Origin of the sequence: Nostoc sp. DedQUE12b (assembly GCF_034530835.1) — a bacterium.
Taxonomy (GTDB): domain Bacteria; phylum Cyanobacteriota; class Cyanobacteriia; order Cyanobacteriales; family Nostocaceae; genus Nostoc.
This window is the reverse complement of the sequence record NZ_JAVRCI010000090.1, coordinates 1-25,943: the sequence shown is the minus strand read 5'-3', so window position 1 is coordinate 25,943 and position 25,943 is coordinate 1. Positions and strand designations below refer to the sequence as shown.

At 42.3% G+C, this 25,943-nt stretch carries 25 protein-coding genes; 10 read left to right on the top strand and 15 right to left on the bottom strand.

The annotated features are described in order from the left end of the window. Positions 1–648 precede the first annotated feature (648 nt). On the top strand, positions 649–813 hold the full coding sequence (locus RMY16_RS28345) for a hypothetical protein (RefSeq protein ID WP_167407613.1): 165 nt from the start codon (positions 649–651) through the stop codon (positions 811–813). A 284-nt stretch (positions 814–1,097) separates the two neighbouring features. Here the strand turns inward: RMY16_RS28345 and argH are convergent, their stop codons facing one another. The 6 genes from argH to trmD all read right to left on the bottom strand — a co-directional run bounded on the left by argH (position 1,098) and on the right by trmD (position 7,092). Continuing rightward, positions 1,098–2,483 (bottom strand): argininosuccinate lyase, encoded by a 1,386-nt coding sequence (argH, locus tag RMY16_RS28340; protein ID WP_322739151.1) that lies wholly within the window; start codon positions 2,481–2,483, stop codon positions 1,098–1,100. Between the two features lie 104 nt (positions 2,484–2,587). After that, positions 2,588–2,794, bottom strand: coding sequence for a hypothetical protein (locus tag RMY16_RS28335; RefSeq protein WP_322660645.1), 207 nt, complete (start codon positions 2,792–2,794; stop codon positions 2,588–2,590). Positions 2,795–3,124: 330 nt separating this feature from the next. Beyond that, on the bottom strand, positions 3,125–3,913 hold the full coding sequence (gene larB / locus RMY16_RS28330; protein ID WP_322739150.1) for a nickel pincer cofactor biosynthesis protein LarB: 789 nt from the start codon (positions 3,911–3,913) through the stop codon (positions 3,125–3,127). A gap of 86 nt (positions 3,914–3,999) precedes the next feature. Further along, entirely contained in the window at positions 4,000–5,781 is a 1,782-nt protein-coding gene (locus RMY16_RS28325) for an ABC transporter substrate-binding protein (RefSeq protein ID WP_322739149.1), read from the bottom strand. Positions 5,782–5,842: 61 nt separating this feature from the next. Beyond that, a complete protein-coding gene (ispF, locus tag RMY16_RS28320; protein ID WP_322739147.1) occupies positions 5,843–6,328 on the bottom strand; it encodes a 2-C-methyl-D-erythritol 2,4-cyclodiphosphate synthase in 486 nt (161 codons plus the stop codon). A 38-nt stretch (positions 6,329–6,366) separates the two neighbouring features. Next, the gene (gene trmD, locus RMY16_RS28315; RefSeq protein WP_322739146.1) at positions 6,367–7,092 is read right to left on the bottom strand and encodes a tRNA (guanosine(37)-N1)-methyltransferase TrmD; all 726 of its coding nucleotides are present in this window, start codon (positions 7,090–7,092) and stop codon (positions 6,367–6,369) included. Positions 7,093–7,675: 583 nt separating this feature from the next. Here trmD and RMY16_RS28310 point away from each other — a divergent pair. Both RMY16_RS28310 and cphA read left to right on the top strand, forming a co-directional pair. After that, a complete protein-coding gene (locus RMY16_RS28310) occupies positions 7,676–8,539 on the top strand; it encodes a cyanophycinase (RefSeq protein ID WP_322739152.1) in 864 nt (287 codons plus the stop codon). 174 nt (positions 8,540–8,713) lie between these two features. Further along, positions 8,714–11,419 carry a cyanophycin synthetase gene (gene cphA, locus RMY16_RS28305; protein WP_322739145.1) on the top strand — a complete coding sequence of 902 codons (2,706 nt, stop codon included), beginning with the start codon at positions 8,714–8,716 and terminating at the stop codon, positions 11,417–11,419. Between the two features lie 48 nt (positions 11,420–11,467). Here the strand turns inward: cphA and tatA are convergent, their stop codons facing one another. The 5 genes from tatA to RMY16_RS28280 form a co-directional block, all read right to left on the bottom strand. Then, the gene (gene tatA, locus RMY16_RS28300; protein ID WP_094348761.1) at positions 11,468–11,641 is read right to left on the bottom strand and encodes a twin-arginine translocase TatA/TatE family subunit; all 174 of its coding nucleotides are present in this window, start codon (positions 11,639–11,641) and stop codon (positions 11,468–11,470) included. 453 nt (positions 11,642–12,094) lie between these two features. Next, complete coding sequence (locus tag RMY16_RS28295; RefSeq protein ID WP_322739144.1) at positions 12,095–12,307, bottom strand: KTSC domain-containing protein; 213 nt, start codon at positions 12,305–12,307, stop codon at positions 12,095–12,097. A 77-nt stretch (positions 12,308–12,384) separates the two neighbouring features. Continuing rightward, positions 12,385–12,612 carry a DUF2188 domain-containing protein gene (locus RMY16_RS28290; RefSeq protein WP_322739143.1) on the bottom strand — a complete coding sequence of 76 codons (228 nt, stop codon included), beginning with the start codon at positions 12,610–12,612 and terminating at the stop codon, positions 12,385–12,387. A 364-nt stretch (positions 12,613–12,976) separates the two neighbouring features. Further along, positions 12,977–14,203, bottom strand: a complete 1,227-nt coding sequence (locus RMY16_RS28285) for a restriction endonuclease (RefSeq protein WP_322739142.1) — start codon at positions 14,201–14,203, stop codon at positions 12,977–12,979. 309 nt (positions 14,204–14,512) lie between these two features. Next, positions 14,513–15,916: a serine/threonine-protein kinase gene (locus RMY16_RS28280; protein ID WP_322739141.1), complete on the bottom strand. Its 1,404-nt coding sequence runs from the start codon at positions 15,914–15,916 to the stop codon at positions 14,513–14,515. A gap of 93 nt (positions 15,917–16,009) precedes the next feature. On the opposite strand from RMY16_RS28280, the gene cbiT reads away from it, so the two are divergent. Together cbiT and RMY16_RS28270 are read left to right on the top strand one after the other, a co-directional pair. Beyond that, positions 16,010–16,612 carry a precorrin-6Y C5,15-methyltransferase subunit CbiT gene (gene cbiT / locus RMY16_RS28275; RefSeq protein WP_322660631.1) on the top strand — a complete coding sequence of 201 codons (603 nt, stop codon included), beginning with the start codon at positions 16,010–16,012 and terminating at the stop codon, positions 16,610–16,612. A 197-nt stretch (positions 16,613–16,809) separates the two neighbouring features. Then, positions 16,810–17,697, top strand: coding sequence for a phosphatidate cytidylyltransferase (locus RMY16_RS28270; RefSeq protein WP_322739140.1), 888 nt, complete (start codon positions 16,810–16,812; stop codon positions 17,695–17,697). Positions 17,698–17,867: 170 nt separating this feature from the next. Here RMY16_RS28270 and RMY16_RS28265 read toward each other — a convergent pair whose 3' ends face one another. Continuing rightward, positions 17,868–18,581 carry a DUF2993 domain-containing protein gene (locus tag RMY16_RS28265; protein WP_322660627.1) on the bottom strand — a complete coding sequence of 238 codons (714 nt, stop codon included), beginning with the start codon at positions 18,579–18,581 and terminating at the stop codon, positions 17,868–17,870. Between the two features lie 134 nt (positions 18,582–18,715). On the opposite strand from RMY16_RS28265, the gene RMY16_RS28260 reads away from it, so the two are divergent. Both RMY16_RS28260 and RMY16_RS28255 read left to right on the top strand, forming a co-directional pair. Further along, positions 18,716–19,474 (top strand): pseudouridine synthase, encoded by a 759-nt coding sequence (locus tag RMY16_RS28260; protein WP_322739139.1) that lies wholly within the window; start codon positions 18,716–18,718, stop codon positions 19,472–19,474. Positions 19,475–19,503: 29 nt separating this feature from the next. Continuing rightward, positions 19,504–20,316: a RodZ family helix-turn-helix domain-containing protein gene (locus tag RMY16_RS28255; protein WP_322710921.1), complete on the top strand. Its 813-nt coding sequence runs from the start codon at positions 19,504–19,506 to the stop codon at positions 20,314–20,316. Between the two features lie 102 nt (positions 20,317–20,418). On the opposite strand, the gene malQ is transcribed toward RMY16_RS28255, so the two are convergent. After that, positions 20,419–21,933, bottom strand: a complete 1,515-nt coding sequence (gene malQ / locus RMY16_RS28250) for a 4-alpha-glucanotransferase (protein ID WP_322739138.1) — start codon at positions 21,931–21,933, stop codon at positions 20,419–20,421. 386 nt (positions 21,934–22,319) lie between these two features. On the opposite strand from malQ, the gene RMY16_RS28245 reads away from it, so the two are divergent. Next, positions 22,320–22,751, top strand: a complete 432-nt coding sequence (locus tag RMY16_RS28245) for an NUDIX hydrolase (protein WP_322660619.1) — start codon at positions 22,320–22,322, stop codon at positions 22,749–22,751. Between the two features lie 110 nt (positions 22,752–22,861). Continuing rightward, positions 22,862–24,172, top strand: a complete 1,311-nt coding sequence (locus tag RMY16_RS28240; protein WP_322739137.1) for a Rid family detoxifying hydrolase — start codon at positions 22,862–22,864, stop codon at positions 24,170–24,172. Between the two features lie 31 nt (positions 24,173–24,203). Here the strand turns inward: RMY16_RS28240 and tumE are convergent, their stop codons facing one another. Together tumE and tumA are read right to left on the bottom strand one after the other, a co-directional pair. Beyond that, positions 24,204–24,608 carry a toxin TumE gene (gene tumE, locus RMY16_RS28235; protein ID WP_322739136.1) on the bottom strand — a complete coding sequence of 135 codons (405 nt, stop codon included), beginning with the start codon at positions 24,606–24,608 and terminating at the stop codon, positions 24,204–24,206. Beyond that, positions 24,598–24,828 (bottom strand): antitoxin TumA, encoded by a 231-nt coding sequence (gene tumA / locus RMY16_RS28230; RefSeq protein WP_196515916.1) that lies wholly within the window; start codon positions 24,826–24,828, stop codon positions 24,598–24,600. The genes tumE and tumA overlap by 11 nt, the downstream gene beginning before the upstream one ends. Positions 24,829–24,931: 103 nt before the next feature. On the opposite strand from tumA, the gene RMY16_RS28225 reads away from it, so the two are divergent. Continuing rightward, positions 24,932–25,405 (top strand): hypothetical protein, encoded by a 474-nt coding sequence (locus RMY16_RS28225; RefSeq protein ID WP_322739135.1) that lies wholly within the window; start codon positions 24,932–24,934, stop codon positions 25,403–25,405. Positions 25,406–25,943 lie beyond the last annotated feature (538 nt).

The following is a 25,943-nucleotide window of genomic DNA, read 5'->3' as shown; positions in this document are numbered from 1 at the left end:
AATTTTGTTGAGTTTTGTTTTATACAAAAATGTTTGTGGTTTGAGATTTTATTCTCACGATTTACGTAGAATATTATCAATTCTAACATCAAGTTTCAATACAAGCACTGTGTTTATATATACATAATATTTTTTTAACCAGGTAAAATTTCAGTTTATAGCTAGCATTAGTGCTGCTGAAACTAGCTGTTAATAATAGATTTTTAGAACACATTAAAATAAATAATATCCATAATAAGTCAAAATCAAAAATTATGGATTCTGAATTTATAAGAACCAATTAAGTAGGGTTTCAAACCTACAATTAATTAAAGACCACTAAATCAAATATTAGACTCTATGTTTCAACCTACTTATGCCCCCTGAATGATTTGTTGATAATATTGGTTTCTTTCAACAACAACTAATGAGGTAATTTACAATCTATTTGATAGATTGTAATCTAAGAAAAGATATTTTTCGTCTTGCTGGCAGGGATAATTTATAATTTCTATTGACAAAGTAAGGTATAATGCGATAGACTAGTACACTGTTTAAAGCGTATTTATTGCTGCACTAGGCTAAAAGTATATCAATAACATTGGTAGCTAATATTGCCTAAGTGATGCCTAGTTACTACTTTTTTGTTGTTTATTAATAGAGGTGAACATGGCCAAGCGCCGTAACCCGAAAAAAGAAAAGGCGCTACGTAACCAGGCGTATGCCAGAAAGTTTCGTAAACGGACTACGACAGGAAGAATGCAGAGAAGGTTCCAACAAAGACCACCAAAGAGTGAGGAAGAAGAAGGCGCAGCAGCAGCTGACACTGAATAAGCTGCTTGCCTAAATCCTTATTGTTTGGATTATTTGCCTTTTAGGGCGCACATTTATTTGTACGCCCTTATTTATTGGGGATTGGGGCATTGGGCGAAACAGTTCCGAGTTCCCAGTAAATAAGTGAGATTCACAACTCAGCACTCAGCACGGGCTAAACGCCCCGCTTCCGCTCACAGCACTCCTGAAGGGCATTGGGTACAGAGAAAAGACAAGGGAGAGATTTATTCAATAATTCCCTTATTTCCCTTATCTCCCCGCCAATTCTCACTTCCCAACTCTCTCTATTGAGCAATTTGACCGCGAGCGGTTATTAGTGCTTTGTTTACCTGTGCAAAGCCAGTGCCTCCATAACTGTTACGCGCAGCAACAACTTGACGGGGAGAAATTGCCTCATAAATATCTGCTGCAAATGCTGGATGTAGTTGTTGCCACTCTTCCAATTTCAAATCTTTTAGGAGTTTACCTGCGGCAATACTAGTTTTTACCACCTTACCCACAAGGTTGTAAGCTTCTCGAAAAGGAACACCCCGTGCTGCCAGATAGTCTGCTACATCGGTAGCATTAGAAAAATCTTCCGCTACCGCTGATGCTAACCGCTGGGTACGAAATTCTAAGCCTTCCCTGAGCAAAATCGTCATCGCTTCTAGAGAGGCTTTGACTGTGTTAACGCTATCAAATAGACCTTCTTTATCTTCTTGTAAGTCTTTGTTATATGCCAGGGGTAGCCCCTTCATAATCACTAACATCGCCTGGAGATGACCGAATACACGTCCCGTTTTCCCCCGTACCAATTCTGGTACATCGGGGTTTTTCTTTTGGGGCATGATACTGGAACCCGTAGCACAGCTATCTTTGAGAGTAACAAAGCGAAATTCTTCAGATGACCAAAGAATGACTTCTTCTGCAAGGCGGCTGAGGTGAACCATAATCAAGCTAGCAGCACACAAAAATTCGATCGCAAAATCGCGATCGCTCACTCCATCGAGGCTGTTAGCATAAATATCGTCAAAATTCAAGAGTTTGGCTGTGTAGTGGCGATCAATGGGGAAAGTAGTTCCTGCTAAAGCACCACATCCCAAAGGTGAAATATTCACGCGGCGAGAAACGTCTTCTAGTCGTTCCCAGTCACGTTGCGCCATTTGAAAGTATGCCAAGAGGTGATGAGCTAAACTCACGGGTTGGGCGCGTTGGAGGTGGGTATAGCCAGGAATCAGAGTTTCAACGTTTTTTTCAGCTATATCTAGTAAAACACCTTGAAATTCTCGTAATTGGCTTTTGATTTGTTGGATTTGGTCGCGGAGATAGAGTCTGGTATCGGTTCCAACTTGGTCATTACGCGATCGCGCTGTATGCACCTTTTTACCTACATCGCCAACAATTTCTGTCAGTCGGCGTTCAACTGCAAAATGCACATCTTCAGCATCGACACCAGGCTGAAATTTACCTTGGCGGTACTCCTGGCGAATTTGTTCTAAACCTGCAACCAGTTGCTCTCCTTCTTCTGGGGAGATGATGCCCGTGTGAGCAAGCATTTTGGCATGAGCTTGAGAACCAGTGAGGTCATATTCGATTAATTCAATATCAAAACTTATACTGGCATTAAAACGAGCGATCGCTGGATGCAACGCTGATTCAAACCGCTGGCTCCAAGTTTCTTTTTTGGTCATAAATTCTGAAAAGAGTGGGCGATAGTTAAGAGTTAAGAGTGAGGAGTTATGAGTTTTTGACTCCTAACTTCTCACTCCTCACTTTCAACTCCTAACTTTTAAATTTAACCGTAGCTAGTTAGATTCCGAATCATATAGCCAATGACTAAACCAATCAACAATGCCCACACTTGACCTGTTTGTATAAAGTGGCCCCAAGCTTTTTGAATCTGACCCATAACGTTTGGATCGGTGATTGTTTGTGCTAGGCCTGTCCAATTTACAGGCAAATGCCAAAGTAACTGAGATGTCAAATCGCTGTAATTACTCATCTTTGATGATTAAGAAGTTATGGGTGGCAAATTTCAGCATCAGTTTATTCTTTACCAAGAAGGGGAAAAGGGGAAAGGGAAAGGGGAAAGGGCAGGAATAAAGAACTTTTCCCCACAAGGTACAAAGCTCCTATTTTTAAATAGGTCGAACAAAAAAAGAAGATTTTGAGACACGTAGTGGGTTCGCCCTTGGCTTCTCGCAGAGAGAAAAATCAGCGTCTTTATTTAAAACCCTTGCTTTAAAGTATGGGGTTCCCTTTCCCCTTTGCCCTTCTTCATATTAATTACTGATATTTACTGAAATATTGGATGTAACTTCAATGTCTTAACTCAAGATGCAGCTGATGCCAACCGCAATTTCTCGGCAGTCCGCAAAATCTGTCCCGCCAAAACTGCTGCACCAAAACCATTATCGATATTTACTACGCCTACTCCCGCAGCACAAGAGTTAAGCATTGTCAATAGAGGTGCTAAACCACCAAAACTTGCCCCATAACCAATGCTGGTTGGTACGGCAATCACGGGACAACTTGCTAAACCTGCGACAACGCTGGGTAAAGCGCCTTCCATCCCCGCCACGACAATTAACACCGATGCGGACTCAATCAGGTGGCGGTTACTCAGCAAACGATGAATTCCAGCAACACCAACATCCCAGAGACGCTGTACCCGAAAACCAGAAAGTTCAGCAGTGACAGCCGCTTCTTCAGCAACGGCTAAATCGGCAGTACCAGCAGAAAGAATGCCAATTTCACCTGCAAATTGTGGTTCGATGGTAGGGGGAGCGATCGCACAAATTCGCGCCGATTCGTAATATCGCAAACCGCTAACTTTTGATTGCAGTGTGGTATAAACTATTGGTTCAATGCGAGTTGCCATCACCACCGGGTTGCGGAGGCGCATCACTTCCATAATTTGAGCAATTTGGTCGGGAGTCTTACCAGGCCCCCAAATCACCTCTGGGAAACCAGTTCTTAGCTGGCGATGGTGGTCAATTTTGGCAAACTCACCTACAGATTCATAAGTTAAATCTTTGAGTGAGTCTAATGCCGTATCTGGCGTAACTTTACCATTAGCAACCGCTTCGAGGAGCGATCGCAAAGTTTTTTCATCGGTCATTTGTCATTTGTCCTTTGTCCTTTGTCATTTGTCCTTTGTCATTTATTTTTATCTGCAAGTAATGACTAATGACCAATGACTAATAACTAATTTGTTATTTTGATTTCGTGAATGTTCCAGAATGCGCCACCAAGTGCAGAGTATTGAATACCTTCAAAGCGATTACGCACTGCTGACATTGATAAAGCGTTAACTAGATAAATAAACGGTAAATTTTCTTGGGTAATCTTTTGGGTTTCGGCATAAATTTCTTTCCGCTTTGCTGGGTCTAATTCCCTTGCCCCTTGAATGTATAACTTAGCAATTTCTGCTTCCCAAGGAGCCACCTCCCAACCTTGAATTGGTTTTTGTCCTGCTTGGGGTTTCTGATTAAACATGTGTAATCCACCTTCAGGAGACCAGACATTAGCTCCATCATTTGGTTCTAAACCACCAGTCAGACCTAGCATAGAAACTTCCCAGTCTAATGAATTTGACAGCTTATCTGTGTAAGTATTCCACGCTAGAGGAGTGAAATCGACTTGAATACCAATTTTACTCAGGTCTTGTTTAATTTGCGATCCAATTGCTTCGCGGATTTTGTTACCAGCATTGGTGAGCAACGAAAAGCGGACGCGGTTTCCTCGATCATCAATTAGTTGGTTGTTGTTATATTTGAATCCTGCTTTTAGTAGCAGTTCCTTCGCCTTTTGTATATTGTAGTTATAAACTTTTAGACCTTCTTCTGGTGACAAATAATAAGGGCTTTGCACGGAAATGGGTGAATTTTGTGGTTTACCCAAACCCCGAAAAGTATTGTTAATCATTGTTTGTCGGTCAATCGCATAGGCTACTGCTTGCCGAAATTCTACAGTATTAAACCAACGCGACTTGACTGGATCAACCAATGGTTTTCCATCCCTTTTACCTTTATTTAAATTGAACAAAATAAACGTTGTACCAGTTGCAGGGCCACCATTGAAAATTTTGAAATTTCCCTGCTCTTCTTGCACCTTTAGCAAAGAAAAATAATCTGGTGAGACTCCTACAGTATCTAATCCACCAGAACGAAATTGTAGCAAGGAGGTATCTGTTGATTCTACAATTTGCCACACAATCCTTTCAATATAAGGCTGGGATTCTCCTTTTGACCCTTTTCGCCAGTAATAGGGGTTGCGCCTGAACACTACACGCTGACTGGTGTCGTAGCGCTCTATTTTGTAAGGGCCGTTAACGATAATTTGATCTGGAGGAGTATCAACGCCCCATTTAGACAAAAATATTGGCTTACCATCTTGGTCTTTTGTCTTAATAAATGGTTCTAGGGTATGGGCAGGTAAAATTGGTAGTCCTAGAGTTCCCAAAAATGGCGCAAATGGATCTGGAGTCGTAAATTCAATCCGTTGATCATCGATTTTTCGTACCTTTGGCAATGCCCGACTTTCACCAATCCGTAGCACATCTCTAGCATCTGCGGGAATCGCTTCGTTAAGATAAATATCGTTGAAGGTAAATACTACATCATCGGCTGTTAAAGGCTTGCCATCAGACCATTTTAATCCCTGGCGTAGAGTAAAAACAAACCGTAATTTGTCATCCGAAATTTCCCAAGACTCCGCTAAAGAAGGCTCGATTTTCCCACTTATCGGGTTTTCAGTAGTTAATCCTTCATAAATCAAAGGAAAAACATTCGGGGACTCCTGACTGAGAGGATAATTAAAAGTTTTGGGATCGCTGAGAATAGCGCTTACTAATTGTGGTAATTGAGCAGCTGCACTTTTGAAGTTAGTTGGGTTACAGGCGGTAAGTGTAAGTGCTGTTGCTGAAGTTAGAATTATTGGCAACCAAAAACGTTTAATTGCCAAAAATATTTTTCTAAAAACTTTCATAGTTTCAAATTTATTTCCATCTTAAGCAGTCTGAAATATCTTGATCAAAATCTCAAAAAAGTTATTCTGAAGCAACTAGTAAGACAACTGCATAAGCACATATACCTTCTTCACGCCCAACGGGGCCTAATTTTTCGTTGGTGGTAGCTTTGATACTAATTTGATTTTGTTGTAATTCTAAAACTGCCGCTAGTTTGTCGCGCATATTGTGAATATGTGGCTTTAATTTAGGACGTTCTGCTACTACCACCGAGTCAATATTTCCCACCTGCCAACCTTGATCCCGAATCAGTTGATGTACTTGATTTAATAGTACTAAACTATCTGCTCCTGCCCATTTGGGATCGCTAGGAGGAAAATAATGACCAATATCCCCCAAGGATAATGCGCCAAGCATGGCATCCATAATTGCATGGGTAAGTACATCAGCGTCACTATGCCCCAATAAACCCAGTTCATGGGGAATTTGAATTCCACCTAAAATCAAAGCGCGATCGCTCACCAGTTGGTGAATATCGTAGCCATTACCAATACGAATTTTTGTCATTTGTCATTTATCATTTGTCATTTGTCATTTGTCAGGAGTTAGAAATTATTATTCTCTCCCTGCTCCCCTGCTTTCCCTGTTCCCCCTTTCCATTTTTCCAAGAGATCGGGGCGGCGATCGCGGGTTTTTTGAATTTGTTGTTCGTAACGCCACTTTGCGATCGCGGCATGATTCCCACTGAGCAAGACATCAGGCACTTTCAAACCGCGAAAATTCGCAGGACGAGTATATTGGGGATAGTCCAATAACCCCTCTTCAAAACTTTCTGCTATCAGGGACTCAGTTTTGGCCACGGTTCCTGGGAGCAGCCGCACGACGCCATTAATCAAAGCCATTGCTGGAATTTCCCCACCGGTCAGAATAAAATCGCCTAAAGATACTTCACGAGTTACCAAATGCAGCACCCTCTCATCCACTCCTTCGTAATGCCCGCAAATAACTACTAACTGGTCATAATTTGTCGCCAATTCTTTCAAAAGAGGTTGATTAATTGTTTGACCCTGTGGACTCATCAAAATTACTTCTCTTCGGGGTAGAATCGGCAGCGACTCCACAGCGGTAAAAATAGGTTCTGGCTTCATTAGCATCCCAACGCCGCCGCCGTAGGGTTCATCATCTACCTTTCGGTGTTTGTCAGTGGTAAAGTCCCGTGGATTAATCAGATGCACTTCGGCAATCTGTTTGGCTAAGGCTTTACCTAGCAGCCCAGAATTGAGAACAGAGTTAAAACAGTCAGGAAAAAGCGTAACTATATCAAAGCGCACAGTTATTCGTATTCGAGGACACTAATCTTAAATTTGAATGTCTAGCAAACACCAGCAAGCCAAGGTCGGGTTAAACTCCAGTTAAACTTTATCAATAGTATCTAAAACTACCAGACCTCCTGGATTTTAGATGGGATCAAAAGTTTTTCTAATTACTTAATTTATGTTTAAATGTTGTCACAACTACATTTAAATTAATAATCATATCAAGTTAACAACTTCCAGGATGCATCGAGCCAGCCTCAGAAAAAAGCGTAGTCTTAATTGCTTGTCCCCAAATCTAAAGGGGAATCTAGCTACTCAAAGACTATTTTGCCCTGCTGCAAGTGGACAGGTGAAAAACAAGGCGCTGACTTTGAGGAATGGAAACAAACACGTTTAGACTGAGGCAACGCGAGCGTTAAGCGAGAATTTGGAGAGTGGCTTTCCCCAGTTCCAGACTTCCAAAAAGTGTCCTCTCAAAAGTTGCAAAGCGCAAAAATTATCAGGTAACTGAACCTTGTTAAATTCACACGCCATTCGCCACAAGCCGGGGAACCCGTCCAAAGCGATGGCTCCTGAAGTTGTTGACAGGAGAACCAAAATGCCGCAATTACAAGCTAAATCGCTAGAAATGAGGACACCCCAAGCAACTAAAACCGCCGTTCTGGTTATCGGAGGTGCAGAAGATAAAGTTCATGGGCGCGAAATCCTACGAACTTTTTTTGGACGCGCCGGTGCTAGTAAGGCTTATATTACAATTATTCCATCTGCCTCTCGCGAACCTGCCATCATCGGTGGCCGGTATATTCGCATTTTTGAAGAAATGGGTGCCCAGAAGGTAGAGATTTTAGACATCCGCGAACGAGAACAGTGTGAAGCCTCCCAGATCAAAGCATCCTTAGAAGCCTGTAGTGGGGTATTTTTGACAGGAGGAGACCAGCTGCGTCTTTGTGGCGTATTGGCAGATACGCCAGCAATGGAAATTATTCGTCAGCGGGTGAGGGCGGGGCAACTTACGTTAGCAGGCACCAGTGCAGGAGCGGCGGTAATGGGGCATCACATGATTGCTGGCGGCGGTAGTGGAGAGACGCCCAATCGTTCCCTAGTGGATATGGCAACGGGTTTGGGATTTATTCCGGAAGTAATCGTTGACCAACACTTTCACAACCGTAATCGGATGGGGCGACTGATTAGTGCGATCTCAGCTCATCCTGATCGCTTAGGTATTGGCATTGACGAAGATACTTGTGCAGTGTTTGAACGTGATGGTTGGCTACAAGTTATGGGTAAAGGCAGTGTCACCATTGTCGATCCCACCGAACTGACCCATACTAACGAACCCCATGTCGGTGCTAATGAACCTTTAACCGTACATAATTTACGTCTCCATATCCTCAGCTTAGGCGATCGCTTCCACTTGTACCAGCGGACTGTATTGCCTGCTGTACACCGAATCTCCAGCTGACGGGATAGAGTATCTGAGGTTACACTGAGTTGACCGCACATTTATTATTTCTTACCGTAGAAAAATGATAAGAATACCATGTAAAAAGAAAAAACTGTTCATTGTAAACAGTTTAGCGGTCAATTCCAGTAAGAAACTAGAATTTTGGTTCCGAATCTCCATCTACCTATTCCCATGAGAATCCTCAAGATCCAGACATTACGCGGCCCAAACTATTGGAGCATTCGACGCCACAAACTGATCGTCATGCGCCTCGATTTAGAAACCCTCGCCGAGACGCCCTCGAATGAAATCCCTGGCTTTTATGAAGGATTAGTTGAGGCGCTGCCGAGTCTGGAGGGTCACTATTGTTCGCCTGGCTGTCGCGGTGGTTTTCTGATGCGAGTCAAAGAAGGCACTATGATCGGCCACATAGTGGAACACGTAGCCTTAGAACTCCAAGAATTAGCTGGTATGCATGTCGGCTTTGGTCGCACCCGCGAAACTGCCACACCCGGAATTTACCAAGTAGTAATCGAGTACCTGAATGAGGAAGCGGGACGTTACGCTGGACGAGCCGCAGTACGGCTATGCCAGAGTATCGTTGATCGAGGCCGTTATCCCAAGGCAGAATTAGAGCAAGATATCCAAGACCTGAAAGATTTTTCCCGTGATGCTTCCTTAGGCCCTTCTACGGAAGCGATCGTCAAAGAAGCAGAAAAAAGAGGTATTCCCTGGATGTCGCTGGAAGCCCGCTTTTTGATTCAGCTAGGCTACGGCGTAAACCAGAAGCGAATGCAGGCCACAATGACGGACAACACCAGCATTCTGGGCGTAGAACTAGCTTGCGATAAAGAAGCCACTAAACGTATCCTTGCTGCTGCTGGTGCGCCAGTACCCAGAGGTACAGTAATCAACTTTTTAGACGATTTAGAACAAGCCATTGAATTCGTTGGCGGCTATCCCATCGTCATCAAGCCACTAGATGGCAATCATGGGCGTGGGATCACCATTGATATCAGAACTTGGGAAGAAGCTGAAGCTGGATACGAAGCTGCCAGACAAGTTTCCCGGTCAATTATTGTCGAAAGATATTACGTTGGGCGCGACCATAGGGTACTAGTCGTAAATGGGAAAGTAGTAGCAGTAGCCGAACGTGTCCCGGCTCATGTCATTGGCAACGGCAGATCCACCATTGCCGAACTGATTGAAGAAACAAACCTTGACCCAAATCGCGGTGAAGGACATGATAACGTCCTGACCAAGATTGAACTAGACCGCACCAGCTACCAGCTACTAGAAAGGCAAGGTTACACCCTAAATAGCGTGCCACCCAAGGGCACTATTTGTTATCTCAGAGCAACAGCGAACTTGAGTACAGGTGGTAGTGCCGTTGACCGTACCGATGAAATTCACCCAGAAAATCTTTGGTTGGCACAACGAGTAGTTAAGATTATCGGTTTAGATATTGCCGGACTCGATATCGTTACCACAGATATTAGCCGTCCTCTGCGGGAAGTAGATGGCGTGATTGTTGAAGTTAACGCCGCTCCCGGTTTTCGGATGCACGTTGCCCCAAGCGTGGGTATTCCCCGCAACGTTGCTGGCGCAGTGATGGATATGCTGTTTCCCAACGAACAATCTAGCCAAATTCCTATCCTCAGCATCACGGGTACTAATGGCAAAACCACCACTACTCGACTACTAGCACATATTTATAAACAGACTGGAAAAGTAGTAGGTTATACTACTACCGACGGAACATATATCGGTGATTACTTAGTAGAATCTGGCGATAATACAGGCCCTCAAAGTGCCCACCTGATCCTCCAAGATCCCACAGTAGAAGTAGCAGTGCTGGAAACGGCTCGCGGTGGCATTCTCCGCTCTGGATTGGGCTTTGAAGCCGCAAATGTAGGGGTAGTATTGAATGTAGCGGCCGACCACTTAGGAATAGGCGATATAGATACCATTGAGCAGTTAGCTAACCTCAAAAGTGTAGTGGCAGAAGCTGTATTTCCTGATGGCTATGCGGTACTTAACGCCGACGATCGCCGCGTCGCCGCCATGTCAGAAAAAACTAAAGCTAATATTGCTTACTTCACCATGAACCCCGATTCGGAATTAGTGCGGAAGCACATCCAAAAGGGTGGAGTAGCGGCAGTATATGAAAATGGCTATTTGTCAATTGTTAAAGGTGATTGGACACACCGCATAGAAAGAGCTGAAAATATACCTTTAACAATGGGCGGACGTGCGCCGTTTATGATTGCCAACGCTTTGGCAGCAAGTTTGGCAGCGTTTGTGCAAAACGTCACAATTGAGCAGATTCGTGCTGGTTTGAAGAGCTTCCGGGCTTCAGTTAGCCAAACACCGGGACGCATGAATCTATTTAATTTGGGCAACTACCACGCTTTGGTAGACTATGCGCACAATGCAGCTAGTTACGAAGCTGTAGGTTCCTTTGTGCGGAACTGGACTACAGGACAACGGATTGGTGTAATTGGGGGCCCTGGCGATCGCCGCGACGAAGATTTTGTTACTTTGGGTAAATTAGCAGCGCAAATTTTTGATTACATCATCATCAAAGAAGACGATGATACACGGGGACGCTTACGGGGTTCAGCTGCCCAGTTGATTATTCAAGGCATCACGGAAGTTAAGCCTGATAGCCGCTATGAATCAATTCTGGATGAAACCCAAGCAATCAATAAAGGCTTAGATATGGCTCCTGATAACAGTCTGGTGGTCATTTTGCCAGAAAGCGTGACTCGCGCAATTAAGTTAATTAAGCTGCGTGGTTTAGCCAAGGAAGAAACACACCAACAAAATCCCGGCACAACTGTCATCGATTCCCAAAATGGGATCGCGCCTTCTTCTGTGGTTAATACCTTACTGTAGTCAGAAATCAGGAGAAAGCAGTGCGCTGGCTCCTCCTGACTCTTTTAATTACTGTTTTTCTTCTTCCTGATTGGTTTCCTCGCTGGGAGTTTTCATCTCCTCCTTGAAACCTCGTAGGGTTTTGCCCAGTGCAGTTCCCAGTTCAGGAATTTTTTTTGGGCCGAAAATTAGAATAGCGACTATGCTAATTACAGCTATTTCTGGCCATCCCAGTCCAAACATATAAATTTCCTCTAAGGCATCTGTAATTAAATATAGACATTGATGGCTCATACCAAGTTGCCAAAGTTAGTATTCTTTAGCGTCTAAGCTCTGCTGGACTAGCTTTCAAGCAAATAATACTATCTATCACAACTTGGTATCACATCCCATAAGTTCGCCACTGATAAGCATTCTACATCTTGTAAAACAGGGTATAAATAAAATTAATAAAGATCAGTTTTTTTGTCCTCAAAAACTTTTGGCAGAGCAACTTGGCATAATCTGCCAAAGTAGCTCAGTCTGTGATTGACCAACTCAAATCCGTGAAAAGTGCGGCTAAATCTTTTCAGTCTATTCCGTCTGTAACCTTGTCAGAGCGATATATAGAGGTGCTGCGGTTGAATTCAAATGTACTAGTTTCTTGTAATAGAACTATCATTTAGAGTTAATAGAGAAACTTTTAATGTGCGGTCTTTAGGCTATTTTTTGATAAGAATATAAATCTTTGATACAAGCGTGAAAATACTTCCCGTGTAAAGAAGCAGCCATTAGTCTCCTATAAATAGCTTCTGGAACTTTAAAATACTGGTATATGCCTCCACTATGAAACTTAATTTCAAGTGTACAAGTTGTCGCATCATAACCAACACTTTGCAAATCGCTTGAGCTAACTCGTGTTCGTAGCATTCTTTATTCCTATATAAAAATAAATGTCAGGTAAAATTACTTACCTGACAGTCCATTTTGAACTAATGCACTAGTCTTTAACCTTTAGGCGGGTGCGGGTCGTTACCGTAGCTGTTCCGCTCTCGAATTTGATTTTCTCGGTTATGTATTAATAATTCAGACTGCTGATTAATAGCAATCTCACGCCCTTTCTCAATGGCTTCTTGCTGGGTGTGGAATATTTTAGTAGCCTTACTAGCACCCTCAGACTTAACTGCCCAACCTTCAGAGTGAGGGACGATATGTTGATTTTTACCTTTAGACATTAGTAATATTGTTTATACTTAACTACTTTTACACCTTAACACAATCTTTAATCAGATAAGTATCTTGTAGTAGAAACAATATTAAATAATTATTAAATAATTTTAGTTGTTATTTGAAAATCAACTTTTAAAATTATTCTCCCTTAAAAGCCATTTTAATCTCAATTTTAGATTTCAAAATTAATACCTTTTTGTTGAGGAGTTGAAACTATCTCTACACGACAAACAATTGCTTGAAAAGTACTAATTGCCACATCATTTTATAATTAAGCCTATACAAAAACAATGCTTTAGGTTAAGCCGAGATACACAGCTAAGTCCTAATTTAAACATAAAACAATACCGATATTGCCAAACAAATATCTCAACTATTATCATCTACTTCATCTTTGATAGCTTCAGCCATCAAATCTTCTTCCTGTTCAATTTCATTTAACTCTTCGTCAGACACGTCGAGTTCTTTCTTTGTAAAGACTCGCCTAGCCTTTCTATCGAAAATTTCAACAATATTCGTCTTATCCCTTTTAATTGCTTCAATATCATCTTTTTGTAACAAAATTATATAATAGCGGGATACTTCCATCATTCTGTAAGCATATTGATAAGCATCCCTTGTAAACTCACCAGTTGTTACAACCATTACCACGTCTGCCCCTGTAACAAATGTCAGCCCGATTTCTTTAGCTAAGACATCAATATCAACCTTATTTGTATTTTTGCATTGAATCTGCCACCGACTATAAACAAACCTGTCTGAAGCTGCCAGAACATCTACTTCCCCTTTACCATTTTCTCTACTGCGCCATTTTGTAAAACGCAGACTGGTTAGGCGTATCATCCAGACTGCCAGAAGTTCTAACGCTTTGCCTTTAATATGTTTATCTGGATGATTTAATTCATTTACAACATCATCAAAGGTGCGGTTGAGTTCAATTTCCGAAAGCCTTGTTTCATTAGCGATTGATTTTAGAAGGGGTGCTAATAGTTCAGACTGGGCTTTGCTGGTTAACTTGACTTTATTCGATTTAGCTCCTCTGCCAGCTGTGGTTTTTTCTGTTTCTATTAAACCGAGAGCGGCAAGAGGTTCAATAACATCCTTGACTAAATTTTTAGTTGTGAGTCTAAGTTTGTAAATACTCCTAGTATGTTGAGCAACTTTATTAGCTACTATAAGTTCTTTGATATCGAGATTAAGCAGACTCAGCAGAAAATGTTTTTGTCCAGGAGTCAAAGTATAAAGCTCGTCGATAAAATCTTTGTTAATACCTAGAATTTCTGAAACAATATCCCAGTTTATTTCGTATTCTCGTTCAAAAACACCTGCCTGGGACAACCAACTTCTCATGGTACTTGTGTAAGTGCCGCTAGGTGATATGACATATCCCCTTTCCTGTAATTCATAGGCTATTGGCTCCAGTTGTGCTTCTTCTCCTCTCGCATTAATTGCATCAATAGCTTTTAAGAAAGCCATGCCTGACAAATTGTTTAATATGTGCGCTGCAAACCTCTGATTTACAAATGAAGTATTGTCAGCATTAGCTAAAATTTCTTGAGCAAAAGAAGTAAGTTGGTATTGGCGTGGCTGTTCCAAGTCCTCAATCAGCCGGGAATACCTGCCATTAATTCTAGGCTGTTTCCTAAATAAGCAGCACCAAATTTTGTCTCGTAGTAAGGATTACAATTAAGTCTCATCTAAACTTTGTTAGTACAGTTGTACGTCTATGAAGACAGTATCATCCATAAAAGCATAAGTTTTCAAACTATTAGCTATTTTTTTGATCAATTTGCTGAATGAATAGGGCAATGTGCCAAGTATCTGCACTCATGCAGTACATGTGTTCTATAGTGAGGATAGTAGAGACAAAACTGGACACGTTGAACAAAGTAATAATCAGCACAACTAACTTCTAATTGGATTGGTAATTGGTAAATCTAACCAATTGCTTAATTCCTGAGCTAGCCATTCCAGTTCCGCTTCCGATTTAATTGCACCATCACTACCACCAAGTTGATATTTTTTTACTCCTACCCAAATATCCAATTGTGCGGGAACGGCAATTCTCGTACCTTCAGAATCTTTCGTAAAATGTTTGGGAATGTAAACTAATTTATTAATACTTTGCCTTGGCGAGGCACGGGGACGATAAAATTTCCAAGCAAACAATTCCCAAGTTAGGGAAATTTGTTCGGGATTCAAGCGTAAGCAGATGCGTCCAAAAAAATGAAAGAAAAATTTATACACCATCATAAAGCCAGCACCCCAAAAAGGAATTGAAAACATCGCAAAGGGGATGTTGACAGGAAAAGGTGCTGAAAGTGCGCCAATTGTCCAAAAGAGAATAAATGAATTCCAGACGATCGCAAATAAACCTGTAAATACTATTGATGGATCAAAACCAGATGGTGGAACGATAATTTCTAGAGAATCCCCATTTTTGGTTAGTTGAATCTTACTCCCATCTGGTTTGCCAACAACTAAAGTAGGCAAGTTTGTTGGTAGTGGTTTCTCTAAAGCTGCGATAGCTTGATTAGCAGAACTCAAACGCCTTTCTAAATTAGGTTCAATCATCCACTTTAACCAATTGCTAAAGCTGGGACTGAGATTAGCCAATTGTTCAAACTGAATGCGAAAATCCTTTTGGGGTAAATCGGCTGGGTGAGTACCCGTCACTAAGTAAATTAAGGTTGCACCTAAACTATAAAGGTCTGATGCTGCAACAGTGCGTCCGCCAAATTGCTCTGGTGGCATATAACCATAAGTTCCTACCACAGTTCTTGTCCCAGTTTCGCTAGCTAGGACTGTCTGTACTGAGCCAAAATCTACCAAATAAACTTGACCGACACTATTTCCAGAACGCTCCCCCAATAAAATATTGCTAGGCTTAATATCACGGTGAATTACAGGCGGATGTAGTTCATGTAGGTAAACGAGAATCTCTAAAAGTGCTTTAGCTATCTGTTTGACTTCAACTTCGGTAAAAGTCCGCCCAGTTTGTAAACATTGCTCTAAAGTTTGTGCAGGGATATAAGTTTGTACTAGAGCAAATCCTTTGATGGTTGGTAAATTTACCTCAAAATAGTTTAAATAGCCAGGAATTGAGGGATGTGCTAGGTTTTTTAAAGTTTCAGCTTCTCGCTCAAACAACTTGAGTGAATCCCACTCAAAGTCACTACTAAAAGAGAGTAATTTAATGACAACTAATTTTTGAGTTTGTAAATCACAAGCTAATAGCGTCCGCCGCCCTGCTTTTTTTCCTAATACCTGCTGAACTTCGTAGCGTTCGCCTAATATTTCACCAATCATTATGTTTTCTTATAATGCTACGGTTGAAAAGTTTTATAGCTGATAGCTTTTCAATTTGGCAAATCGATATCTTTAGTATAATTGCGTAATTCTATGCCCTCCCAACTTTGGCCTTATATTACCCCTGGTATTCCCGATGACTTATTTGAGCATTTGCCAGGAATTCCCCTGAGCCAGCGAGAAGTCCGACTGCTATTGATTTCTCAACTGCGGCTAAAATCAGATTCTGTGTTGTGGGATATTGGCGCAGGGACAGGTACAATTCCGGTAGAGGTGGGGCTATTGTGTCCAGGTGGACAGATTATCGCTATCGAAAGGGATGAAGAAGTAGCTAATCTGATCAAGCGTAACTGCGATCGCTTTGATGTGAAAAATGTCGAAGTTGTTGAAGGCAGCGCCCCAGAATGTTTACATGACCTAAAAATTACCCCTCATCGCGTTTGTATTGAGGGAGGACGACCTATTCAGGAAATTCTGCAAGCAGCTTGGCATTATTTGCCGCCATTCGGTCGGGTTGTAGCCACAGCTGCTAATCTAGAAAGTCTATATGCTATTTCCCAGAGCTTTTCCCTATTAAGAGCTAGAAATATCGAAGTCGTTCAATCTGCGGTTAACCGCCTAGAAACACGCGGCTTTTCTCAAACCTTTACTGCCGCCGATCCCATTTTTATCCTCAGTGGTGAGAAACTAGACTAAATCAAAAAGATTTTAGATTTTAGACTTCGGCTCCTTTCGACTTCGCTTAAGGCAAGTCGCTCAGTCGAACGATTTTAGATTTTAGATTGGGGATTTAGGTGATATGTCATCAGAAACCAAGTCACAATTACCAATCCCTAATCTTGAATACCTAATCTCTAATCCAAAATCCAAAATCCAAAATCCAAAATACTTTTATGCCTTGGTCTCGGATTATTAGTGGAATTGTTGCGATCGCTCTTGCTCTTTCCGCAACCCTTTTGGGGGGTTGGTACTTTACCATCATCTTTGCGGTCATCATCTTTTTGGGTCAACAGGAATATTTTAATTTGGTGCGAGCCAGAGGCATCGCTCCCGCCGCTAAAACCACTATGGCTGTCAGCCAAGTCTTGCTAGTAATTTGTACCCTTGATGGCAGTTTAGCCGAGGCTGTGATGCCAATAGCTGGCACACTTATTTGTTTTTACCTGCTGTTTCAACCCAAATTTGCCACGATCGCTGATGTTTCCGCTTCTATTATGGGGCTGTTTTACGTAGGTTATTTACCAAGTTACTGGGTGCGGTTACGAGCAATTGATAGCGCTGCTTTTAGTAATCTCCCTTTCGGGGGCTACTGGCCCACAACCTGGACAGATTTCTGGGAAAAGGCAAATTCCGCTTCATTAGCACAAGGTTTTACAGCCACACTACTGACTTTTTTTTGTATTTGGGCAGCTGATATCGGTGCTTACACCATTGGCAAATTCTTTGGGAAAACCCGTTTGTCTGACATTAGCCCGAAAAAAACTGTCGAAGGTGCTGTATTTGGTATTACTTCAAGTGTTGCCGTAGCCATAGCAGGAGCTTATTATCTTCATTTGCCTGAATCGCCGTTCACTGGTTTAGCATTGGGTTTGCTGATTGGTATTGCTAGTCTTTTAGGGGATCTTACAGAATCTATGCTCAAGCGGGATGCTGGAGTTAAAGATTCTGGGCAGTTAATTCCCGGTCATGGTGGTATTTTAGACCGTACCGATAGTTATATTTTTACTGCTCCTTTGGTTTACTATTTTGTGACATTACTTTTGCCACTACTTAGTAAATAGGTGAGTTGGGCATTGGGCATTGGTCATTAGGCACAAGAGGCAGAGGGGCAGAGGGGCAGAGGGGCAGAGGGGCAGAGGAGAAAAACTTACTGCAACTTCTCCCCTGCACCCCTGCTCTTGTTCCGAGAGACGCCACATCATTTAAAATAGGGTATTAATATTTTTGATCGTCAAGGGTTAACGTTAATCCGCCCACGACACACCAGCTTGCCTGGGATTAGCGTTAATTCTTCGATATCAACGTCTGAGCCAAGATCCAGATTGTACTCATAATTATCTTTTAATATATCTTCTTGATCGCACTTCATTGGGATGTGTACCAGTTGCAACTCATGTCCACTGAGTAATTGTAAGCCCAAACAAATCTCTAGAGGCGTTGTTTCACTATTGGTTACTCTGAAACCTCGCAGTATAATTTGGTTGTTCCCAAGGAGAATTTCTTGCCACTTGATTGGTTGTGACTGGGGATCATCTTTTGGTAAAACCTTAACCAAGAGATCGCTCAAAGCAGTCGATAATAAGTCTGATGAGAGAGAAGCATTCAGATCCTTCTCGTCTACGATCAAATCGCCAACCACTGGTACTGTTTCTAACAGTCGCAGAGGTTTTCCCTTGAGTACGGAACCGATATTTACCCGAATATTTTCTGCTATTAATTGAATTTGTGTAATTAGGAGACCTTGATAAACTGCATGAGTTGCAAAAACAGATACTGTAGGAATGCGTCCAGAGAAAAGTTGGCGATCGCTAGCTTTAATCTCCACTTCTAGTTCAGAGATTTGGCTGGTCTGCGATCTCAACCAGAGCTTGACTGCTGTTGTGAGTACCTGCGTAATTATGCGGATTTTATTTCCACTTGTTGTTTGGGGATTTTGCTCTGGCATTTAACCAATCTGTTTATGAGTATTTGCTCTACAACCGAACCGAAATTAAATAAGCTTTAAATGTAACATTTATGCCTACTCGCTACAAAATGCAAATATCATTTAATTGATAACAATAAATAAGCAATTTCCACATGGAGGTACGGTTACAAAAAATTCTTGCTCAATGGGGTATCGCCTCACGTCGTGAAGCCGAAGAAATGATTAGGCACTCACGAGTGCGGATTAATGGGGTATTGGCACATTTAGGTCAAAAAGTTGATCCCGAAAAAGATGCGATCGCAATCGATGGTAAGCCTGTATCCCAAAAGCAGCGTCCGGCTTTAATATATCTATTGCTGCACAAACCTGCGGGAGTGGTTTCGACTTGCTACGATCCTCATCGCAGACCAACAGTCCTGGATCTACTACCGAAAGAATTACGGGAAGGTTCAGGTATTCACCCAGTTGGACGTCTAGATGCAGACTCTACAGGAGCATTAATCCTGACTAATGACGGAGACTTGACATTTGGACTAACCCATCCACGTCACAGTATTTCCAAGACATATCATGTTTTGGTCAAAGGACATCCTCCAGAAACGGTACTACAGATGTGGCGTCAAGGTGTGATGTTGGAGGGTAGAAAAACCAGGCCCGCTAAGGTACGCCTAATCGAACGTCGTACCGAAGAAAGCGTTTTAGAAATAGTGTTGCAGGAGGGAAGAAATCGTCAAATTCGCCGGATAGCTCAACAGTTAGGATACCCAGTAATTAAACTGCATCGGACTGCGATCGGCCCAATTCAATTACAAACTCTCAAAGAACCCTTTTTGTCAGAGGGTAAATATCGTTCCCTCAAAGATTATGAAATTCACTTTTTGCAAGATCAAATAACGCAACCTAATTATTGATTCAGTGGAGTTAAGGAGTGTCAGTACGCATGAAATGGCTAAGAAAGAAAAATAAGCACCAGCCATCACTTTCATTAGAGGAACAACGAGCCGAAAAGTTAGCAGAATTAGGCGCTCAACTTTGGGCATTGCGTCAAGAACAGGGTTTATCTCTAGAGCAAGTGGTTGCATTGACGAGAATTCCCCGACGATTATTGCAGGCGATCGAAGAAGGTAATTTAAACGATCTGCCAGAACCAGTCTATATTCAGGGTTTGATCAGACAATTTGCCGATGCACTAGGCTTAAATGGAGTAGAATTTTCTGGCACTTTTCCGGTCAGTTCTGCACAGGTTAGTCCTCTAAGTAGGGGGAAAACTTCACCCCTAGCTCAACTACGTCCGATTCATCTTTACTTTCTTTACATATTGCTAATAGTATGCTCTGTAAATGGGTTATCTCAGTTATTAAATAACGCCTTACTACAAGCAAGTAATAGCCCAAACCAGCAATATCCAAAACAAAAGTCTGTTGTTAAACCAGAAATAGCTCAACTAAAAGAGTCAACACAGGTACAACCTGTCAGCGATACCCTGAGCGGTGTCCAAAAAAGACAGGTTGTACAGGTTGGTGTAACTTTGAAAGCCTCATCTTGGATTCGTGTAGTAGCCGATGGCAAAACCGAGTTTGAGGGTATTCTGCCAGAGGGAACTCACCGAGTTTGGAAAGCCCAAGAGCAACTGACGGTGAAAACTGATAATGCCGGTGGGGTATTGGTGAGCGTCAATCAAGAGAAAGCTAAGGAAATGGGAGAGCCAGGGAAAGAGGAAGAAGTTAGGATTGCTGCGAAACCTAAGTTTTGAAATATGGGGCATGGGGCATTGGGCATGGGGGAGAAACTTGTTCAATATTTCTCCCTGTTATCTTTCTCATCCCCCTAGTCCCCAGTCCCCAGTCCCCAGTCCTCACTCGACTTGCTCTTGCGGGGCGCGTCCATTGAGTTTAGTAAGAGCTTTCAAGCGATCGCGCAATTCGTCTGTTATCGCTCCTGCTTGATAGCGCCACTCCCAGTTCCCCTCAGCAACACTGGGAAAATTCATCCGCGCTTCGTTTCCTAATCCCAAAATATCTTGCAAAGGAATAATCGCTTGGTTGGCTACAGAACTTAAAGCTAGGCGAATCAAATCCCAGTGAATGCCATCAGGGCTGATAGAACCTAAATAAAGCAACAAGTTTTGCTTTTCCTCATCTTCAGCTGTATTGAACCAGCCTATGGTTGTATCATTATCGTGAGTTCCGGTATAAACTACAGCGTTGTGCGGATAATTGAATGGTAAAAATGGATTAGCAGAATCAGCACTAAAGGCAAATTGCAAAATTTTCATCCCCGGAAATTCATACTTGTCTCGCAGCGCTTCTACCCCCGGTGTAATTACTCCTAAATCTTCTGCTAAGACGGGTAGCTTGCCTAACTTTTGCCGAATCACTTCAAAAAAAGCATCTCCAGGCGCTTCCACCCATTTACCATTTATGGCAGTTTGTTCACCTTGCGGCACAGCCCAATAAGCCTCGAAGCCGCGGAAGTGGTCAATGCGAATTATATCTACATAATCCAGCATTGCCTCAAAGCGCTGTACCCACCACTTAAAGTCTTGTTTTTGCAATTCCTCCCAGTTGTAAACCGGGTTGCCCCACAATTGACCAGTGGCGCTAAAGTAATCTGGTGGAACTCCTGCCATTTGGGCAGCAGCTCCTGTCTCTTCATCTAAGCAAAAGATGTCGGGATGCGCCCACACGTCAGCACTATCATGAGCTACGTAGATGGGAATATCGCCAATAATGTCAATGCCGCGCATATTAGCGTAACTTTTGAGGTCAGACCATTGGCGGAAAAACTCAAATTGGACGAATTTGTAATAATAAATCCCTCCGTTGAGCCGATGCTGTGCTTGCTCCAATGCTTGGGGATCGCGCTTGACAAATTCTGGCTTCCATGAGTGCCAGTTTGCATTCTCATTGGCATCTTTTAGCGCCATAAATAAGGCGTAATTATCCAGCCAATAGGCTTTACTATCGCAAAAACCTGCAAACTCTTTCTGCTGGATAGGTGTAGCATTGCTTCTAAAGTTATCACAGGCTTTTTTAAGTAACCCAATCTTAATCGGCACAACCTGATCGAAATCTACCTTTTCTACCGGAAATCCTGGTAAATTGGCAAAGTCTTCTTCAGATAGTAAACCTTCTTCTAAGAGTTTTTCTGGGCTAATTAGCAGAGGATTTCCTGCCATTGCCGAGTAGCACATATACGGAGAATTACCGTATCCAGTAGGGCCCAGTGGTAAAACTTGCCAATATTGTTGATGGCTCTCTTTAAGAAAATCAATGAAGCGATAGGCTTCTAAGCCTAAATCCCCAATGCCAAATCGACTGGGAAAGGAGGTAGGATGCAGCAAAATGCCACTGGATCTAGGAAAAGGCATATTTAATCTGAATTATGAGAGGGAGCAGTTATCTGATCGAGACACGATGCGATCGCATCAAATTTATCACTGAACGGTATTTGCAGGGGAAATCAAGTAAACTCATTTTGTTTGTCATTTGTCCTCTCTTACAAAGTTCTGACCGGAGGAAACCTCTGCTCAGACTTTGCGCTTTGTCATTTGTCCTTTGGGAAGAACCAATACAACTTTTGGAGAGGCTGCACTTCGACTACGCTCAGTGACCACGCCAACGACTACACGGTAGTTGAATCTCGACTCACTTCGACGCCGCTCAGTGCAAGTCGCTCGATTACCGCGCAGCCGAAACTCAGTACAAGTGACTAATGACTAATGACCAATGACCAATGACTAATGACTAAATAACTATGACTTACCGAAATCCTACACCAACAGTTGATATCATCATTGAACTAGTAGATCGACCTCATCGGCCAATAGTGTTAATTGAAAGACATAATCTACCTTTAGGTTGGGCTATTCCTGGTGGTTTTGTAGATTATGGGGAAGCAGTGGAAGTGGCGGCGCGACGAGAAGCTGAGGAAGAGACGGGTTTACAGGTGGAATTAGTTGAACAATTACTGGTATATTCTGACCCAAATCGCGATCCGCGTCAGCATACCATTAGTATTGTGTTTTTGGCGACAGCTAAGGGTGAACCAAAGGCTGGTGATGATGCTAAGGGTGTAGGCATTTTTGAGTATTGGTGTGTGCCTGGTAATTTATGTTTTGACCACGATCGCATTTTGCGCGATTATTGGCGATATCGGCATTATGGAATACGTCCGAGGTTGGGGTAAGAGGGACGAACCGCAGAGGCGCAGAGGGTGCAGAGAGAAGAGGGGGGAGGAATACCTGTGACACGAAGTTTTTGTGACTATACTGTGTCAGTGGTATTTAAAGGTGCATTATGGACGCTGAGACGCTGTTAGAGAAATATGCTGAAGGGCAAAGGCAATTTCACAACGAGAATCTTAGAGGAGTAGACCTCAAATATGCAAATCTGAGTGGAATAGACCTAAAAGGTGCAGATTTGACGGGTGTAGATTTGAATGATGCCAACCTGACTAAAGCATTACTTCAAAATGCAAACCTCACTAGAGCTTCTCTAACAGGTGCAAATTTGAGTGAGTTGGGCGAAAGTTCTAGTTTAAATTTGAGTTGGGCAGACCTAAGTAGTGCTGACTTGAGTGGAGCAAAACTAAGTAGCGCTAACTTTAGTAACGCTAATCTAGATAATGCCAACTTAAGTAAAGCAAACTTGAGTAGCGCTAACTTTAGTAATGCCAATCTAGATAACGTCAACTTGAGTGATGCGACACTCAATTCTGCAAACTTAACTGACGCATCCTTAAATGAAGCAAAAGTCGTTAGAGCTAATCTTACTAGTGCTAATTTAAGTGGAGCTAACTTGTTTGCAGCTGATTTAAGTCAAGCAAACTTAGCTCAAGTAATACTCAAAGGTGCTAATTTGCAGGGAGCTAAAATTCGGGGTGTTAATTTATCTCAAAAGGATTTGTCAGGTATGAATCTGACTCAGGCTGATCTTGGTGCAGCAAATCTCATCGGTGTAAATTTCAGAAAAGCCTGCCTTGAGGGGACAAATTTAGAGAAAGCGGAACTACAAAAAGTAGATTTGATCAACGCGAATCTGAAAGAGGCAAAGCTGAAGAAGGTAGATTTAACTGGTGCAAATATCTATGGTGTCAACTTTAAAGATGCTGACCTAACTGGTGCGATAATGCCAGATGGAGAAGTCTACAAACCGATCGCAGCTGAAGCAGAAATCGGTAAACAGGAAACATCGTTAGAGAAAGTGATATCTATGACCCGTAAAGTAATTAATACTGATAACGCACCTGCACCAGTCGGCCCTTATAATCAAGCGATCGCAGCTTCAGGTCAATTTGTATTCATAGCTGGACAAATTGCCATCGATCCCCGCCTTGGTGATGTCGTCTACACTGATGATGTTAAAAAGCAAACTGAGCAGGTATTAGCTAATCTTGAAGCCATCCTCACAGAAGCCGGGGCGACTTTCCAGGATGTCGTGAAGACCACTGTATTTTTAGCTGATATGAACGATTTCGCGGCGGTGAATGCCGTTTATGCTAAATATTTCCCGGAAGATACAGCCCCAGCGCGGGCTTGTGTTCAGGTATCGCGCTTACCTAAAGACGTGTTGGTAGAGATTGATGCGATCGCTGTGATTGGTGGTTAGGAGGAACGCATCAATGAGCAAATTTTAACGGTTACATTTGATTGTTTTGTTTTGACTCTAAAAACTCCATTACTTCTTGTAGCACATCGGCTATATGTGGCTTTTCGCAAGCAATTACGTTATCGAAAAGATGTTTATGGTGCGGGAAGCTAGGCAAGTTGGGAAAGTGTGGTGTACTGTCATAACGAAAAATCAAACTATTTTGCTCGTTTTGAAAGTGATAACGGTAATCGATATATGTCATCTGATTATCTACAATAATAAAGGCTTCACTGATTGCTAGTAAATATTTGAGAGCGAAACGTATTCTAATGCGGAGATTAGCTCTCTCTGTCGTTAAAATTACGGCACTATATTCTTCAACGTATATGTTAGAGCATCTGAGTAAAAGTTGATCGATTTCATTTAAATATGCTTGGATGACTTTACGCGACATCTCTAAGTTTGCTCTTTATATCTTGGTGTAGAGCTAGATAATGTTGGTAGTTTGCTGCCCATTCGACAAACACTTCATCGTCAGAAGTTTCGCCTTGGCTATATTTGGCAAAAAATTCTTCTGAATTCATTTGGTACTTTATTTCATAGGTATTCAACTGTTTGGTAAGGGCAATCAGCGCATCTAATGGAGATGTATATTCAATGATTTGTTTACGCATTGATTTCTGCATTCAGTTTCATCGTTAATTATCTCTCAACAAACGCGATCGCCTCTATAACTTTGGGAATACTGAAATTAAGTTCCCTATAAGAGTATTAAAAATGGCAGAAAATCGCATCAGTGCCAGCCTAGCCCCAGCAGATAAAGAAGCAGTCATGCAGGCGATCGCTACAATTAGAGAAAAGTTACCGTTTTTAGTAGATTTGACCCCTGAAGATCGGCGAATAATGCTGAAGATGGGAGATAAAAGTCGGGCTTTTGTCAGCAAAGCTTTGGAAGTGGCGACACAGAACCCTAATTTTTTACCCCGTTCTTTTGATTTGGAAGAGATGCGCCGAGACTTAGAAATATATGAAGACTTGTATCCGGTGCTGTTATCTTTGACACAACTGCAAGAATTGGTAGATGATACCTGTATAGCTGCTGCTAGTGAAGCATATGCCTCAGCATTAGCAGTTTATAGCTATGCCAAAGCTAGTGGTGATGTTACAGGTTTAGATGCAGTAATTGATGAGATGGGACGCAGGTTTAACCGCCGTTCTAAGAAAAAGCAACCCGAAGTCCCAGTTAGCTAAAGATTAAAATAGGTAATTATACCAATTGTGAACTTGCTAAAATACACATAATTTGTAGGGGCATAACATTGTTATGCCCTTTTCGCGTTTTGTATCCAAAAATTCTTGAAACCCACGCAGGTGGTCACTGAGCTTGCCGAAGTGCGGGTTTTGTCTGTGTAGCCGCGATTTATATAGTGCATCTCGTTAATCTCAAATACACTTTAACCTCTCTCCAAACCTCTCCCCTACAAGGGGAGAGGCTTTGAATCTTACTCCCCTTCCCTTGCAGGGAAGGGGCTGGGGGTTAGGTCTATATTAGACTTCACCGATAAGCGCTAAGTCGCCAAAGCATTTTTGAGCCTCAGAAGGTCAACGTCAAGCCTCAGAAGGTCAACGTCGAGCCTCAGAAGGTCAACGTCGAGCCTCAGAAGGTCAAAGTTGAGCCTCGGAAGGTCAACATCGAGCCTCAGAAGGTCAACATCGAGCCTCAGAAGGTCAACATCGAGCCTCAGAAGGTCAACGTCGAGCCTCAGAAAGTCAACGCCTAAAAATTACC

What these genes read in the sequence shown, in the direction of transcription:
- RMY16_RS28345 (WP_167407613.1), top strand. Translation starts at nt 649, where the DNA reads ATGGCCAAGCGCCGTAACCCGAAAAAAGAAAAGGCGCTACGTAACCAG.
- argH (WP_322739151.1), bottom strand. Translation starts at nt 2,483, where the DNA reads ATGACCAAAAAAGAAACTTGGAGCCAGCGGTTTGAATCAGCGTTGCAT.
- RMY16_RS28335 (WP_322660645.1), bottom strand. Translation starts at nt 2,794, where the DNA reads ATGAGTAATTACAGCGATTTGACATCTCAGTTACTTTGGCATTTGCCT.
- larB (WP_322739150.1), bottom strand. Translation starts at nt 3,913, where the DNA reads ATGACCGATGAAAAAACTTTGCGATCGCTCCTCGAAGCGGTTGCTAAT.
- RMY16_RS28325 (WP_322739149.1), bottom strand. Translation starts at nt 5,781, where the DNA reads ATGAAAGTTTTTAGAAAAATATTTTTGGCAATTAAACGTTTTTGGTTG.
- ispF (WP_322739147.1), bottom strand. Translation starts at nt 6,328, where the DNA reads ATGACAAAAATTCGTATTGGTAATGGCTACGATATTCACCAACTGGTG.
- RMY16_RS28310 (WP_322739152.1), top strand. Translation starts at nt 7,676, where the DNA reads ATGCCGCAATTACAAGCTAAATCGCTAGAAATGAGGACACCCCAAGCA.
- cphA (WP_322739145.1), top strand. Translation starts at nt 8,714, where the DNA reads ATGAGAATCCTCAAGATCCAGACATTACGCGGCCCAAACTATTGGAGC.
- tatA (WP_094348761.1), bottom strand. Translation starts at nt 11,641, where the DNA reads ATGTTTGGACTGGGATGGCCAGAAATAGCTGTAATTAGCATAGTCGCT.
- RMY16_RS28295 (WP_322739144.1), bottom strand. Translation starts at nt 12,307, where the DNA reads ATGCTACGAACACGAGTTAGCTCAAGCGATTTGCAAAGTGTTGGTTAT.
- RMY16_RS28290 (WP_322739143.1), bottom strand. Translation starts at nt 12,612, where the DNA reads ATGTCTAAAGGTAAAAATCAACATATCGTCCCTCACTCTGAAGGTTGG.
- RMY16_RS28280 (WP_322739141.1), bottom strand. Translation starts at nt 15,916, where the DNA reads ATGATTGGTGAAATATTAGGCGAACGCTACGAAGTTCAGCAGGTATTA.
- cbiT (WP_322660631.1), top strand. Translation starts at nt 16,010, where the DNA reads ATGCCCTCCCAACTTTGGCCTTATATTACCCCTGGTATTCCCGATGAC.
- RMY16_RS28270 (WP_322739140.1), top strand. Translation starts at nt 16,810, where the DNA reads ATGCCTTGGTCTCGGATTATTAGTGGAATTGTTGCGATCGCTCTTGCT.
- RMY16_RS28265 (WP_322660627.1), bottom strand. Translation starts at nt 18,581, where the DNA reads ATGCCAGAGCAAAATCCCCAAACAACAAGTGGAAATAAAATCCGCATA.
- RMY16_RS28260 (WP_322739139.1), top strand. Translation starts at nt 18,716, where the DNA reads ATGGAGGTACGGTTACAAAAAATTCTTGCTCAATGGGGTATCGCCTCA.
- RMY16_RS28255 (WP_322710921.1), top strand. Translation starts at nt 19,504, where the DNA reads ATGAAATGGCTAAGAAAGAAAAATAAGCACCAGCCATCACTTTCATTA.
- malQ (WP_322739138.1), bottom strand. Translation starts at nt 21,933, where the DNA reads ATGCCTTTTCCTAGATCCAGTGGCATTTTGCTGCATCCTACCTCCTTT.
- RMY16_RS28245 (WP_322660619.1), top strand. Translation starts at nt 22,320, where the DNA reads ATGACTTACCGAAATCCTACACCAACAGTTGATATCATCATTGAACTA.
- RMY16_RS28240 (WP_322739137.1), top strand. Translation starts at nt 22,862, where the DNA reads ATGGACGCTGAGACGCTGTTAGAGAAATATGCTGAAGGGCAAAGGCAA.
- tumE (WP_322739136.1), bottom strand. Translation starts at nt 24,608, where the DNA reads ATGTCGCGTAAAGTCATCCAAGCATATTTAAATGAAATCGATCAACTT.
- tumA (WP_196515916.1), bottom strand. Translation starts at nt 24,828, where the DNA reads ATGCGTAAACAAATCATTGAATATACATCTCCATTAGATGCGCTGATT.
- RMY16_RS28225 (WP_322739135.1), top strand. Translation starts at nt 24,932, where the DNA reads ATGGCAGAAAATCGCATCAGTGCCAGCCTAGCCCCAGCAGATAAAGAA.